We start from the raw sequence: 17,179 nt of genomic DNA on the forward strand, positions 1-17,179 counted from the left end.
AAAAAAACTCATAAAAGCAAAGCTAACATATTTATTCTTAATTTTTTGAACAAACTAAATGGGGGAACAGTTATTCAACTATTATTAATGTAAGAAGGGAAATCGATTTACCTAAATTTTTTAAAAATTTAATATTAAACAATCTATCTATATAGGTTCAAAGTATTATGCATCAATACATAGTTCACTCAAATTAGCAAATTAATTCTAATAAATGCTTACAAATTTGTTTTTTTTCTTTAAAGAATTAAGCATTCCAATTAAGATTTTTTGAGCTCGTCTTAATTTTTAGAACTTAAAATTATTTTTTAGCTTAACCTATTTATTTATCAGAGTTTACAACACTTTAAATTCAACTCTACGGTTGATAGACCGATTGGAATCTGAAGAGTTTTTAAGCAATGGTTTTTGTTCTCCATAACCTACCGCCTGTAGCCGATCAGCATTAATTCCTTTGTCCAACAAATACTGCATAACAGCATTGGCTCGTTTTTGAGACAGCTCTAAATTGTAATCAGCTCCCCCTTTGTCATCTGTGTGCCCTGAAATTTCTATTTTTAACTCCTGTTGTTGCTCCATCAAATAATACAAACGTTCCAACTCTGCATACGACTCCTGCTTAAAGATTGCTTTGTTAAATTCAAAAAAGATGTTGTTCAGTCGCACCACCTCCCCTTTTTCGATTGGCGTTAAATAGATATCAATATTTTTCTCGCCATATTTTTCCAAATGAACCAAATCAACAAAGTTACTAACGGCATAAAAGCCATTTTTTGCTGCTTGATAACCATATTTTTTGCCTGCTGGTAATACAATTTGATAAGCCCCCGATACAGGATCAGAGGTTGCATTTCCCAGCTTATTTTTTGCCAATAAATCTTGATATTCAATCAAGGCAGACATGGGTTCTTTGGTTTTAGCATTAAAAACTCTTCCTTTAATTAGAACAATAGGCTCTGGCTTTTCTGGGTTTTCTATTCTCCAAATGTCTCCTTTAGATCCTAAGTAAGCATATTCACCTTCTGCATCCAAGTAAAAACTAAAATCATTGTAAGGAGTATTTATTTTAGGGCCTAAATTTTGAGGTTTTGTCCAGTTGGTCCAAGTTTCATCCAATCGCTTAGCGACAAAAAGGTCATGATGTCCATAACCAGGATGTCCCTGTGAGGCAAAATAGAGCGTTTTGCCATCTGCTGCTACAAAGGGGTTTACTTCATTTTCAAAGGAATTGATTTGTTTTCCCATATTCAAAGGCACCGACCAGATGCCATTTTCTTTTCTAAAACTTACATACAAATCTTTGTGCCCATAAGAATCCTTCCGTTGAACCGATAAGATTAGGGTTTTGTTATCTGCACACAGAAAATAAGCAACAAATTTATCGTTGTTGTAAAAATTATCAATTTCTAATGCTTCTGGAATACTCCAACCTTGCGCCGTTCTATAACTAATGGATAGCCCATTGCTCCCTGCCGTTCCATCTGCTCTATATCGATTTGCCAAAATCAGACTGTTATTGTCTGGAGCAACAGATACGACAAAATTATGCCCTTCATTATTTAATGGATAACCAATGTTTTTCAATTTTGACCACTCTTTGTCTTCATTTAACGTGGTCACCCAGATGTCATTGCCAGCTATATTATCAGGGTGCCCACTTCGGCAAACATACATGGTCTGTCCATCTGCCGAAATAATTGGAGACAATTCGCTGTAGTTAGAATTAATAGCTGGTCCTAATTTAACTCGCTCGCCTACCTGCTCTGCATTTTCAACAATATCCAATGCAGATGGATGCTTATTGACCTTTATATAATCGATTTCAATCGCCATTTTCCCTCCTAAAAAGAAAGCAATTCGATTGCCATAAAAATTATTTTGCGCACTTCTCCCAATCATGTTACCGTTGATATAATAAGCCACCGTATTGGCTCTTTTGGTCACCCTTAGCACATTGTACTCAAACCCCTTGGCAATTGTTTTATGTTCTTTATAATTGGCTAGTATATGGCTTTTTTTGTCATAAAAATGATCTACTTTATATTGTCCACTGCCATTAATTAAAAATTTTTTATAGGCACTATTATCTTCATTCAAAGCAACAAAAAGACCAAGCCCCATTCCTAGACTTCCTGCAACTTGGCGCAATTTTACTTCTATAGTAAAATCCTCTAGGTTTGGATTAAGATGTTCTAACTGCTTGCTAATCCAGAAACTTTTTCCTGTTTTACTTTTGATGTAATAATGCCCATCTCTAATTTCGGTCTGAATCGTCTTAGTATCTTTTTCGTACCAATTCAACTCATTTTTATCAAATTTTTCATCTAAAACAAGTGTATCCTGCCCCCAAGTAGTTAGGCAAAAAAGAAGCGATATAATTACGAGAAATTTTGTCATCATGTTGTTGTTTCTCTAATAATGAGTCTCCAAAGATATAGTTACAAAAGACAATAAAAAAGAGCTATTCGAAAATTTAGACGATTCTTTAATTTTCAAATAGCTCTATACGATTCAATAGAATTACAAGTAAGTAGAATTATTCTATTTGGCGACCACTCTTAACGCCTAATTTCTACCGATCCTTGTATTCCTTTTCTATCGCCAATCTTAAGAATATAAAAATAAGTACCATCTGGCAAAGGCTGTTCCTTGTGCGTACCATCCCACTGGTTGTTGTATTTATCGGTTTCGTAAACTAAATCGCCCCACCTATTAAACACCAATAACTTCGCATGGTCCAAACGTTCCAAACAAGGAACTTCAAATACATCGTTTACTCCATCTCCATTTGGTGTAAAAATATTAGGAGGAATACAGTCTCCTACCACATCAACTGACAAAAGTACCAAGCCTGTATCACAACTATTTGGGCAATCTGGATTACAAAGTTCATACACAAAATACTGATTCATGGTATCTTCTGCTTGCAAAACAATTTCAAAGAGCCCATTATTTAAATTAACGAGTTGCCCATTGCCAGTCGGTGTTTGGATATAGATGTCCCAATTGGTTGTCAAAATATCGTTGGGCAATACATTAATAGTTGAAGTGGCTCCAGCCAAGACAGCAAAACTGTCTACATTGGCAATAGGTGCAGCGCTTCCCTTAATGATCCAGACCGTATCCGAAGAATAATCAACGCAATTGCCACTTGACAAGGTCCAAACAAAACCTGTTGTATCTTGCTGCAAATTGGTGACCAATGTATTATTTTGCGTTGGCGTAAGAATAACAGCCGATGAATTTGTTGTCCAAACTCCATTTCCATTCGCTGAATTTAGCGCATTTAGTGCAACAGTATCCTGTCCACAAGCAATAATATCAACACCAGCAAAAGCATTGTCATTAGGGATAAGACTGATATGAACCATCATCGTATCGGTAGAATGAATACCACAAGGTCCATTGTCCAATTCCCAGACAAAACGATAGCTATTCCCCGCCGACATTCCAGAAATAGTTGTTGCAGGATCATTTGGGTTGTCAATTACAACCCCCAAACTCGCCTGAGCACTGCTTTGCGTCCATCTTCCTATACTCGTACTGGGTGCATTAGCAGCTAAAGTCGTTGTGGTTGTGCCACACCAATTTTGATCCAATCCTGCTTGTGCGGTATCCGTTCCGATAGGAATAACTCTAATAAGTACAGAATCTATCGCCATTCCATTACAAGTACTATTGGATAAAGTCCAATAAAAGACATTGGTTCCCGTTGGTATATTCAATAACATCGTATTAGGATCATTTGGGTTGACGATAGATGCTCCTGAATTACTCGTCCAAACTCCTAGGGTTGGAAATGCAACTGGATTTGCCGATAAGCGGGTGCTATCCACTCCACAAAGTATCTGATCGACTCCTCCAAAGGCAGTAGGAACTCCTGCTCCAAAAATGGAAACTATGGTCGTATCTAAAGAACTACGACTACAACCATTTACTGTCGCCACAACGTAATACCTCCCTGCATCTGCATGACTAACATTGACTAAGGAAATGTTTTGTCCTAATCCTATGCTATTTCCTAAAGGCATTTTGAACCACTCATAAGTAGCTCCAGCAATTAAGGTAGCCATTAACTGGATAGAATCGCCTAAGCATACAGGACCATTATTGCTCACAGAAGGAGCCATGGGTATGTTATTCACCGTTACCTGTACAGAATCAAGCGGTGATTCACAACCATTAGAATCGACTACCGCTAGTGTATAGATTCCTGCTGTTGTGCTACTTGCTACAATAGCCACTGGATTTTGTAACGTACTCGTATAACTATTGGGACCTGACCAATGATAGCTAGATGCAAGGCTGTTGGTAGATAAGACAATAGGCTCCCCTTCACAAACGATCATATCGGCAGATGCAGAAGGTGTTCCTGGCAATGCATGCACTTGTAGGGTCGTAGAATCCAATGCTGTACAAAGATTGAGATCTTCTACATGAACATATACTGTATTGGTCGTTGCGAAACCTGTTGTAGCGATATTTGCCCCTGTCCCAATCCAATTGGTCAAATTTGAATCGGAATACCAATTAACAGTTACCCCTACAGTCGGTATGGTATTTATGCTTAGATGGATGGAATCATTATGACATACAGGACCATTATCAAGCAGCGCTACAATAGATGGAGCAGGCAGTATATCAACGGTTATGGTGTCGGATTCTATCCTACATCCCGTCAGCGTGTCAATACAGATCATGTACCAATCGCCTCCCAAATAATTAGGATTTCCAAAAGGTATTGTTGTTGTTGATCCCATTGTCCAAAGTACATTCCCTCCTCCTGGACTCCCAAGTGTTGCAGCACTATTTCCATTAGGGCCAATCCATTGCGACTGTCCGCAGCTTCCACTAGATACTAATTCTAAGGTATCTCCTTCACAAATAGGTCCGTTATAACTAATAGTCGGCGCTAGCCCCAATGCATTAACAGTCACGAATAAAGAGGTATCTGCCGAAAGACAGCCATTCGTATCAATGACCACTAAGCTATAAGTTCCAGTATCATTACGGGTTGCAGCATGAGTCACAATTGGGTTTTGTACACTATCTACAAATCCATTAGATCCTGACCAATAATAAGCCGTCGCAATGGTTGTTGAGGTTAGCACAATTGGTTCTCCTTCACAAACTGTAATATTAGCAGCAATAGCAGGAGGCGAACTTGGAGCTAATACCGTCACTGGAGTTGCAATAGGCTCTGAACTGCACCCAAAACTATTCGTTACCACCAAATAAAATACAGTATCTGTTGTGATGTTCAGAATGGTTGGATTTTGTCCCGTTCCCACTGTTGTTGTTAATAAAGAATCTGCATACCAAGTATATCGATTCAATACATTTACAGCATTCGTACTTAGCGTCACATCCCCTCCTATACAAACAGGGCTAGTGCTAAAGGTAGTTTGTGTATCAGGTTGAGGTACAATTAGTACAACACTTACATTTGATTCACTAAAACAGCCACTCAAACTATCCAAACACCTTAGACGCCATAAACCATCTAAATAATTGGTATCATTAACAGGAATTGCAACTTGTGTTCCTAGTGTTCCATAGGTTGCGCCATTGGGTCCGATCCATACCATTGAGTCACAATGATTGCTGGTGCTATCTGCATTTAAGAAAAGGGTATCACCATAACATAGGGTATTAAAACTTGAAATGATAGGAGCAGGTGGTAGACTATCTATTTGCACATTAATAAAAGCACTATCTGACGCACAACCATTAGCATCCAAGGTTGTTAAGCTATAGCTCCCTGCATTTGTTACATCCGCATTCACTATAACAGGATTGCTTTGGTTGGAAGTAAATCCATTCGGTCCATTCCAATTATATTGTGTTGCTAATGTCGTTGTTGTTAAAACAATATCATCTCCCTCGCAAATACGAATAGCTGCCCCAACTGTAGGAGCTAGACTAGGAGGATAAACCACAACGGTTGTCGATGTAGGCAAAGAGCTACAACCTCCCAAGGGAGTTGTTACCAAATAAAAAGTACGATCAGTTGTAAGACTATCTACCCACACAAAGAAGTTTGTACTAATGGTATCTGTCATCAAAGAATCCGTTGCCCAAACATAAGTTGTTCCTAACCCAAAACTTGTACTTAAAAGGGCATTATTTCCCCTACAAACAGGTCCATTATTCGTTGCAATTGGATTAGAAGTTGGTTGGATTGTCACATTAATAGGTGTTGCGCCCATCTGGCATCCTGTCACTGTGTCTAGACAAAAGACTTGCCAGCTCCCTGCTAAATAATTGGTATCATTGGCTGAAAGTGCAACATTCGCCCCCCCTATTGTAGTTCCATTGGGACTTACCCAAAACATAGCCGCACAACTACCTGTCGCCGTTAACAATAAACTATCTCCATCGCAAATTGTAATTGATCCCGTTGTCGTAGGAACAGTGGGCAACGCATTAATTACGACATTTAGTGTCGTATCTAAAGAAGTACAACCATTAGAATCAATCATACTTAAAGTATACAATCCTGAATCTACGGCTATGGTAGCAGATGGAATCACCAGATCTTGGGTGCTAATGATAAATCCAGTTGGTATGGTCCAAGTAAAACTAGGTGCCAACAACGGAGAAAAAAGCACTAAGGTATCTCCTTCACAAATGGGAGCATTGCTATTAATAGGAGGTGCAGCTGTTAGGGGGTATGGTGTAACCAAGGTAGAGTCTACTAAGAATACGCAGCCTCCTGCTGTAGTTACTTCTAAGTAAAAAATAGCATTACTAGTAATATTAGGAACTTTTATTGCTTGTCCTGTATCAACTACTGTAGCCGTTGCCGTCAACCAATTGTAAGTATTCACGCCAACAATAGGAGTAGTTGAAAGCTCAACGCTATCCCCCATACAAACGGGGCTAGAATTAACAATAATGCCACTTAATGGCGTTGGTATAATTGTTACTGACAAAGCCGTCGAAATGGTTTGACAACCTGTTAAGGTATCCATACAGCGTACCTCCCAATTTCCATTTTGATAATTAGGATCGTTTGCTCCTATTCCTAGATAACTACTATCTATAAAAGGAATTCCTGTAGGTCCGACCCATTCTAACTGGTCGCAAGTTCCCGTTGCCATTATAAACAAGCTATCTCCTTCACAAGTTGGTGTAATTTGTGTCAATACAGGAGCAGTTGGATTGGTATGAACTACCACTATAGTTGTATCGATAAGTGTCGCACAACCATTGCTGTCAATCATAGACAAAACGTAACTACCAGCATGAATAGCAGCAGCATTGCTTATTAAAGGGTTTTGGAGAGAAGAGGTATAACTAGGTCCTACCCAATTGTATCCACTACCATTTGTAGTTGTTCCCAATTGAATATCTCCTCCTATACAAACCTCTATCGTATCTTGTACAATAGGTGTAGAAATAGGGTGCAGTGTTACAGTAGTACTCGCTATTGGCGAATAACAAAGATTTCCACTAACTTGCTGCACATAAAAAGTACTGTCTGATGTAATATTTCCTACGGTAAGATCTCTAGTAAATCCAATTTGATTGCTCAATAAGGAATCGGTATACCAATTGGTATTGGCTCCTAAAGAAACAGCGGCTGATAAAGTAACACTATCGCCAAGACAAATAGGACCGCTATTCGTTGCTATGGGCAATGGTGGAACTGGATTTATTGTTACAAAAAGTGTATTAGAAGTAGCCATACAGCCTGTCAGGGTATCATAACATAATAATTGCCAAGTGCCATCTACATAATTAGCATCGCCAGGATGTACAAACGTTTGATTCATAATCCCTCCCTGTGCCTGTACAGGACCTACCCAAGAAAAACTATCGCACAAGCTTCCTCCTGTTTCTAAAATGATTGAATCTCCTGCACAAATATTTGTCGTACTAAAAATCGTCAGCCCTGGATAAGGCGTTGCATTAATCGTAATTGTAATGCTTGTATCGGGCGAGATACATCCATTGGAGTCTTCAGTATATAAAGTATACGTGCCGCCATTTGCCAAAACGGCTGTTGCAATAGCAGGATATTGGTCATTAGAGGCAAATGTATTAGGACCTGTCCAATAATAAAAATCTGCGTTAGTGCTGGTTCCTAATAAAATGCTATCGCCTTCACATAGTAGAGTATCTACGGCAAAAATATCTGGTATTGTTAATGGAGCAAACAAATTTACCTGTGTTGAATCCCAAGCACGACAACCCTGTGCTGACGTTACCGCTACATAAAAAGTTGTCTCTGTTGTCACCGTATCAATTAGAACCAGATGACCATAGCCTATCGTATCCGTAAATAAGGAATCTGTTGACCAAATATAATTGGAAGCTCCCTGCTGGGGTACGGATAGGGTTACACTTGCACCCGCACAAACGGGACCATCGTTCGTTGGCAAAATATTGGTCGGCAATGGATTAATTGTAATATAACTAGGCAAAGAAGTGTCGGATACACAGCCTGTCAATGTATCAATACAAAGGACTTGCCATGCTCCCGATACGTATTCTGCGCTATCTACTGGTATCACCAAATTGGAGCTACCGATCCGATCTAAACTTGTTCCAATTGGTGAAAGCCATCTAGCAACCGAACAACTTCCTGTTCCTTCTAAATACAAACTATCTCCTTCACAAACGTTGGCTGCTGTTGTAATGGTGATTGGTGTGGGTTGACGATGGATATAAATCCAGATACTATCCATAGATTGACAACCATTGCTATCTACTACCTCCAATACATAATATCCTGTATCTGCTGCGGTTATTGCTACAATAGGATTTTGCTGGTTCGCATAAAAACCATTGGGTCCTGTCCAATCATAACCAATGGCATTTGTACTGGTTTGTAACTGCAACAAATCATTTTCACAAATCGTATCTGCTACTGCTCCAACATTTGGAGCTACCGCCACAGGATGCACATGAACATGAACAGAATCATAGGCACTACAGCCATTCACCGTCACAACTCCATAAAATGCAGTATCTGAAACTAGTCCTGTTATGGTTGTACTAAACGTTGTATCTATTAAGGTCGAATCGGGGGCATACCATTGATAGGTCGCTCCACTGACCAATGCCATATCCAAATCTAAGTCATCTCCTATACACAGTGGTCCATTTTGCGTTATCATTGGTAAATTAGGATTCGTTTTAATCGTAATCGTAACCGTGTTAGCGTAATTTTGGCAGCCATTTGTGTCTGTACAAATCAAATTCCAATGCCCTGATAAATAATTGGTATCTGGCGGAAGAATCAATAAGGTGTCTCCCCCTATAACAGGAGTATTCAATGGATTGATCCAATCGATACGATCACAAGCTCCAGTAACAATAAGCATCAAGGAATCGCCATCACAAAAACTGGTATTGGGACTATAAATAGTTGGTGCTGTCGTTGCTCCATGTACAATAACGTTAGTTGTTGTATCCATAGAAGGGCAACCTGTTGTGTCAATAAGCTGTAAGATATACATTCCTGCATTTGCCAATTGAGCAGGAAAAATAACTGGTTCTTGCTGATTAGAAGAAAAAGAAGAAGGACCAGACCAACTATATCCTCCACCCGCTGCAACTAGCGTTGTTGTTGTCAATAATAAGCTATCTCCTTCACAAATTTCTATAGAATCTGGAAGTGCAGGTGCTGATAGTTGGCGATGTACTTTTACGAGTGTGGTATCTTCATTTTCACAACCGTTAAGATTAACCACCAATCTAAAAAGACTATCTGTAGTTATGTTGTGTACAATAGTTCGATTATTATTTCCGCCTATAGGAGTCATTGATGGCAATGCAAACCAAGTATAGGCAGCACTGGCAATTGGTAAAGCCAATAACTCTACAGAGTCCCCCCTACAAACAGGACTATTATTAACTATTTGTGGCGTTGGTGGCAATGCTTTTATCGTAGGACTATAAATAGTTGCAACAGATTGACAACCAGTCGTTGCATTTAAACAACGCACCGCCCAGTTCCCTACATAATCTGCGGTTCCAGAAGCCACATAAATCGTATCGCCTGCAATAAAAGAATTTCCACTCTGACTTGTCCATAAATACTGATCACAATTCCCTCCTGCTATTAACATTAAAGTATCCCCATCACAGGGGCTATTATCCGATACTACAGGTGGATTAGGCAGTGCATTTACGCCAATCAAAAACGTAGTATCAGGGGTTTGACAACCGTTGGTATCAATGATGGACAAAGTATAGGTCCCACTGTCTTGCAATTGCAAAAAAGGATTGATTGGCATTGCTGCGTAACTGGTGTCGCCTACTGGATTTATCCACTGATAAGCTAAGGCTGGTGTTGGAGTAGATACTCGAATACTGTCCCCCACACACAAAAAGGTGTCGCTGGGAGGTATTGCTGCCAAAGCGGCAGGGTGCGTTTGAACAAATACGGTATCCGAAACCGAACAACCATGCACCGCTACTTTCAAATAAAAAGCTGTATCTGTTGTTATATCATAAAACAAAGCTGAATTATTGGTTGAAAGTGTTGTTGTCGTGTCTGTAATGGATGTCCAATTATAACTCGCATTAAACACGGGATAAGCTGTCAATCGAACGCTATCGCCAATACACACTGGACCTGTATTAAATACTGGTGGAAAAAGTACCCGTGGGCGTATCCTAATGGTATCTTTCCGAACAGGTAAAGAATGACAACCTGCTAAATTAACACAACTCAGTTGCCACACTCCATTCACATAATCAGGACTAGTAGAATCAATTCCAAATTCTAAATTTGTCGTACGATAAGTATTTCCTATTGGGCTCATCCAATACATCGTATCACAAGCAGCAACTACTCGAAGCAACACACTATCTCCATAACAAATAGGGCTATTATTTCCTGTTAGAGGAGCTACTGGAGCTGTGTTAAAAGTAACCTGTACAAAACTACTATCTGATTGACAACCAGCACTACTGGTTACTACCAAAGAATAAGAACCAGAATCTAGTGCTGCTACAGGATAAATCAAAGGATCTTTTTGGTTGGATACCATTCCATTTAATTCATGCGACCATTCGTAATTGGGTCCTGTTGAAGTTGTTGTTAACCTCAACGTATCTCCTTCACAAGCTATTAAACTAAGTGGCACCAAGGGTAGTGAAGGCTTAGGATTTACTTGAATAATTGTTGATCCTATTGGAGAAGCACAGCCATTTACGGTCTGAACCAAATAAATGGTGTCATTAACCGTTAAATTGGCTACTAATAAGGTATCTGCGGTCCCTAAACTTATCGTTTGGTTCTCATCTGCAAACCATTCATTGGTGGCTCCCAAAACACTTGGAGCTTCTAGTATCGTTGAATCTCCCTCACAAATAGGACCATTATTGATAATAATAGGTTGCGGGGGAGCAGGAAGTATATTCACAGAGATTGGTGCAGATCGTGCATTACACCCTGTTAACACATCAAAGCAAGTTACCCTCCATAAAGTAGATTGATAGTTGGTTGTAAAAGGGGCAACTGTCAATATAGAATCTGTACTTGCAGCTGTCCACATAAAGAACATGGGAGAATAAGCTTCCCAAAACAAACTATCACAAGATGGGCTCGTAGTTAGGGTGAGTGTGTCGTAAAAACAAATATCTGTTGCCCCCACGATGGTAGGTGTAGTAGGAAGTGGATTTACATAAATTCGAATGGAATCATAAGCGGATAAGCATCCCGTTGTTGCATCTTCTATTTGTAAGGTATAAATTCCATCGTGTACTACATTCGCAATTGGAATTGTAACAGTACTTCCTTGTGCCATCCATCCATTGGGGCCTGTCCAATACCATGCTTGTCCTGGGGTTAGAGAAAAAAGCATAATATTTTCTCCTGCACAAAAAGCAGGACCATTCGACCCAATCGTTGGGGCTGTTACAACAGCAGGTTCATTAACAACAATAGAATCTACGGCAATACAACCTAAAGAATCGGTCGCCGCTACATAATACTTTCCTGTTGTTAACCCCGTAGCCGTTTGTGTTGCTTGCCCTACAGGAGTCCATAAATAAGAATAATTTGGTGCATTCGCAAAAGGTGTTCCTCCCTGCGCTACAGCGCTAGTTGTTCCATCTGCTCCACCATTACAACTAACATCTGTGCTAGTTATGATATTTATAAATGGAAATGTTGCAGGTTCTGTAATTACGATGGTGTCAACAGCCTCGCAATTATTGGTGTCGGTTATAGAAACAATATGCATTCCAGTACAAAGTCCTGTTGCGGTTGCGGTATTTTGATTCCCTGTAGAAATAGACCAATTGTAATTATAAGAAAAACCAATGGTTCCTCCTCCCCCTACAGCTAAGGCCGATCCAGTACAATCGCCCTTACAAGCAACATGGGTAACGGTGGCAGTGGGTATTGTTGCAGCGACAACCAAAGGCTCTGTAACTTCTATACTATCTACTCCTGCGCATCCTAAACCATCTACAACTGTTACGTGGTAAATCCCAGCACATAGTCCTGTTACACTAGAGTCGATGGAATTACTAGGGTCATCCCATTGGAAAGAATAAGGAAGCCCTCCTAGGCTATTGGCACTTGCTGTTATACTAGCATCACAGGCCCCATTACAAGAAATATCAGCACCATTATAATTCGAACTTACAAGGGTAGTTATAGTAACTCCCCCTGGTGCTGTTAGGGTAAATGATTTCTCAACCGTACAACTATTCTCATCAATTACAGTAACCTTATAAGTCCCCGTATCTATTCCAGCTAAAACCCCAGAATCTGGCGTTGAAAAACCTGTAGACCAATCGTAAGTCAATACACCTGTTCCTCCAGTTCCTTCTACCTCTATACGTCCTGTCGTTGAGTTCATACAAACAGGAGGTAAAGTATCAATAAGGCTAACCATCAAAGAATCTGGCGATACAATATCAAATGTTGTCACAGATGTACAGCCATTATTATCAATTGAAGTTACCGTATATGTTCTGTCTTTTAAATTGGCCACTACATAATTCGCAGATCCAGTGTAAGAACTTCCTGGCACCAAAGTATCCCACGTATAAGTATAAGGAGCAACCCCTCCAACGGTTCCTATTTCTACTTCACCATCTGTATTGCCAAAACAACGCACCCCACGGTTATTAATCGCAAAAACCTGTGGTGCCGTGGCATTACTCCCCACATAAACGCAGCTAGAATCTGAACAGCCTGTTCCTACATCTGTAACGGTGACACAGTAATTTCCTTCTGCCAAACTTGTAATTGAACTATTAAGAACATTGTTTTGAGCGGTCCCTTCAGACCATATAAAATTATATAAACCTACTGAAAAATTGGTAGTAGCACTTCCATCATTATTACAAGATACATCTGTTGTACTTGTAGTAATAAAAGGTTTAGGATTTACCGTTACATCAAAAAACAAAACAACAGGGCAAGTCAATCCCCCTCCTACAATAGACTTCCTATACACAGATGCTGTATACGTTGTGGTATTGCTTGGATTTACAAGAACAGCACTTGCATTCTGAACAATTAGATTCGATATAGGACTCCAAATAATAGTATCCATAGCGGTCATCCCATTAACCATTAAGGTGACAGACTCTCCTTCACAAATAGTAGGATTAAATCCCCCTGAATTTACGATAGGGCTAGCACTTACATTCAGGTAAATGGTATCAATTGGGCTTGGTCCACAACAACTGGTCTCAATATACAATTCGATGGTATAAAATCCCGCCGTATTAAAAGCTGTACTAGGTACCAATTGCACATTTCCTGGGTTGGTAATTGCTCCATCAAAATCCCAATGATACGTATCACCACTTAAGGAACTAGAGAAAGTAGCATATTCTCCTACACACAATTGAAAGGTATCACTTCCTACAGGGTTGGCGCTTGTTATAATATCAGGTTGAGCCGTTCCTGAAAAAGAGATGTTGTGAAAATCAGTATAATTTGCTAATTCTAATGGTGATAAAGGAACTACTTGTAGGGCTTGAATCGTGTACCTTCCTACAGAGTCATATTGAGCAATAGGACTATTCCCCAAAAGAACTGAAGCAGGAGTAGCATGGTTTGTTGTACTTAACAGATCAAAAGTCCAATTTAATAAAACACCTAATGAGTCCTTGAATCGAATATTTTGATTCGCACAATTGACATCCTCTACCACAATGACCCTTTGGTTGTGCAGTGCAAATGCTGAATCAGCAACAACAAGTGCGGTTCCATTTTGATAAATATCAATAGAAAAACCATTGCTACCATTGCCGCCATTGCCACCATTACCGCCGTCACCGCCAGCTCCACCAGCTCCACCATTGCCACTATTTAGGCCATCTCCAGCCCCACCATTGCCACCAGAGCCACCAGAGCCTCCTGTCCCACCATTCACTCCTAAAGCACCTAAGCCTCCTACATTCCCCACAATCCAACAATCTTCAATGTATCCATTTGAGCCATTATTAAAAATGGAAATCCCTAAAGAAGCACCACCACCAGCACCACCAACACCTCCAGAACCTCCTCCTCCTCCGCCGCCACCACCGCCGCCGCCGCCGCCGATAGAACTGCCGCCACCGCCGCCACCGCCACCGCTGCCAGCACTACCTCCTTGACCCGCCATTCCATTTGATCCTGTCCCCACTTGAAACCTTCCTGCAATAAAAGTACCGACACCATTTACTCCATTAGCACCAGTTGTACCAATTGACGCCGAAGTACCAGCCGTTCCCGCAGTATTAATAGCGCCTCCCTGTCCTACAATTAATACATTAGCAGCTAATGCTGTTATAGAATCCCCACTACCACCAGTACCACCAGTAGCACCTGCTGTATTAGCAGCACCACCATCTCCACCAGCACCGCCGCCACCGCCGCCACTACTACCCAACGTTGCATGATCTCCTGGATCGCCACTATTGTTTCCTCCGTCTGCCTTTAGATTATTGCAAGAGCCATGCCCCCCTTTTCCGCCTTTTCCGCTACCACCACCATCACTCCAAAGTTCTCCATTTTGCCCATTTTGCCCATTTTGTCCATTGCAACTATTCCCCCCAGCATCTCCCCCTGTAGCTCTTCCTGGCAAAATACGTAACCTAGTAATATTATAATCCGAAACATCATTCATATAGATGCCATAGGTTGAAACACTAGAATCTTCCGCTACTTCAGTGGTAAGTGTTAAATCTTGCAAACGGAACCCTTTTGCATCAAAAATCTCAATGGCAGTCAAATGAGCATTAATCGCTAAAACTCCATCTATATTGTTTTTTGTACGATTAATAACAGTAGCCCCTACCTCACTGGATTTTCGCCAATTGCTATTTTCTAAAAAGCCCCCCTCTAAGGTCATGTAACTGGTAATGTTAATTGCACTATCAATATCATAAACCCCTGTAGCCATTTTAATGGTAACATGATTACAAGTTGCTCTACTAACCGCTTCTCGAAGGGTAACTGGGTCTGCTTTTGTTCCTGCGCCTGTAGCTGTTCCAGTAGTAGAGACAAATAAGTTCTTACACTGTATTGTATTGGAAGGACTCCCTACCGTTAAGTTTACTGGTGTTACTGTCATACAACCTGAAATAGGATCGGTTACCGATACAGTCCAAGTATATGATCCTGATGCAATAGGAACAAGGGCAGTAATTGTTGAGCTTGTTCCCGTTTGTGTACTAGATACAGGGACAGAACTAGGGTCTACCCAAGCAAAAGTCATCCCCGTTTGATTGGTTGTTGCAGTAAGTGTAATATTGGCACCTCCACAAACATTAATATTATTGGGCGTAACAGAAACCACTGGATTTTTTGCCACTACCACTGTAACTTCATCTGTTGAAGTGCAACCATTGGCATAGGTCAAAGTAACGGTATAAGTTGTTGTTACAGCTGGATTTGCTGTAGTCGTAGCAGTATTCGGACTGGATAAACCTGTCGTTGGCGACCAAGCATAACTCACCCCTGAAGTAGACGAAGTGGTAGCCGATAAGGTCGCTGTATTGGGTTGGCAAATTGTCACATCAGCACCAGCATCAACAGGTGGTTCTGTATTGTTAAAAACCTGAACTTTATAGGTGTAAATATTCAATGCTTCCAAAGGGCAAGCATCGTCACTGATCGTTATCGTAAAAATATGCGTTCCTAAGTCTGAAAAAGTAGGTGTCCAATTAAATTGCCCGTTGTTTCCTACTTGTGAAAATGTACTCGTAGGCATAATATCCAGATGATTGGAAGTTATGGTGACATTGTTTCCGTCGGCATCTGCTCCTGCTACAAAAAAAGATACAGGCGAATTGGGGCAAACCCTGATGGAGTCACTGCTAGAACCGTTGATTCCTGTAAGTGTTGGTGGGGTATTGGTACAGTTGGAAATATTGAGTTGTACATCCCTAAGAACATGCCCAATAAGTACCCCTGCTCTATATTCTTCTACCAAAACACAAACAACAGCAACATGAGGAGTCGTAGCAGTATATGAAATCCCTCCTGTTTGAGGATCTATCGTTATCACATCAACAGCACCTAGTGGTTGGGCTCCTGAAAAGCCTGCATTATAGGTTACGGCAACCGTTGAAGAGTGTTTACAGTCTACCAAAGAAAAATGAAGTGAATCGCCGTCTGAATCATAAGCCCCAACATTATGAAACATTGGACTTCCCACACAACCCAAAAACCCATTGGTATTAGAAAAGGTTGGCGAATTATTCGGAATGGTCGTTGTATTTTTCAGATAGGATTGAATATGTAATTGAGTTCCCCCAGGATTAGTCAAATTTGTAATCGTATTATTTCGACAGCACAAATCCCAAGTAAAATATACGTTGGTACATACTTGAGGAATAACAACTAAGCGTTTGTATTCAAACAATTCAACACCATAGGTTCCCCCTCCTCCTGAACAAGCTGAAGGAGTACTGGAACAAAGTTGGCTTACTTCTGTTACGGATTGTAGAAATAATTTAATTGACCCACTTCCACAAGAAGCCGACCAATTTACATTTTGTTTCCCAGCCATTAGGATTCCATTACAATCTCTATAAACATTTAGTGTGACCTCATAGGTATCATTTCCTACGTATTTATAGAATAGTTCACTTCCTAGAGCATGTGTCGCTTTAGCTTCTTCAAGAGCTAGTAAAGCCACTATAAATAAGAGATATCTAAAAGTATTTTTTATCGTCATAATGTTATAGTAGTAGCCCACTACTTAGTTCG

At 40.3% G+C, this 17,179-nt stretch carries 2 protein-coding genes; both read right to left on the minus strand.

Translation table 11 applies throughout. The features are described from left to right. Nucleotides 1–336 precede the first annotated feature (336 nt). Nucleotides 337–2,400, minus strand: coding sequence for an OmpA family protein (locus AsAng_RS18690; RefSeq protein ID WP_264788614.1), 2,064 nt, complete (start codon nucleotides 2,398–2,400; stop codon nucleotides 337–339). Between the two features lie 158 nt (nucleotides 2,401–2,558). Continuing rightward, complete coding sequence (locus AsAng_RS18695; protein ID WP_264788615.1) at nucleotides 2,559–17,147, minus strand: Ig-like domain-containing protein; 14,589 nt, start codon at nucleotides 17,145–17,147, stop codon at nucleotides 2,559–2,561. Nucleotides 17,148–17,179: the final 32 nt, after the last annotated feature.

Source organism: Aureispira anguillae (genome assembly GCF_026000115.1).
Lineage (GTDB): Bacteria > Bacteroidota > Bacteroidia > Chitinophagales > Saprospiraceae > Aureispira > Aureispira anguillae.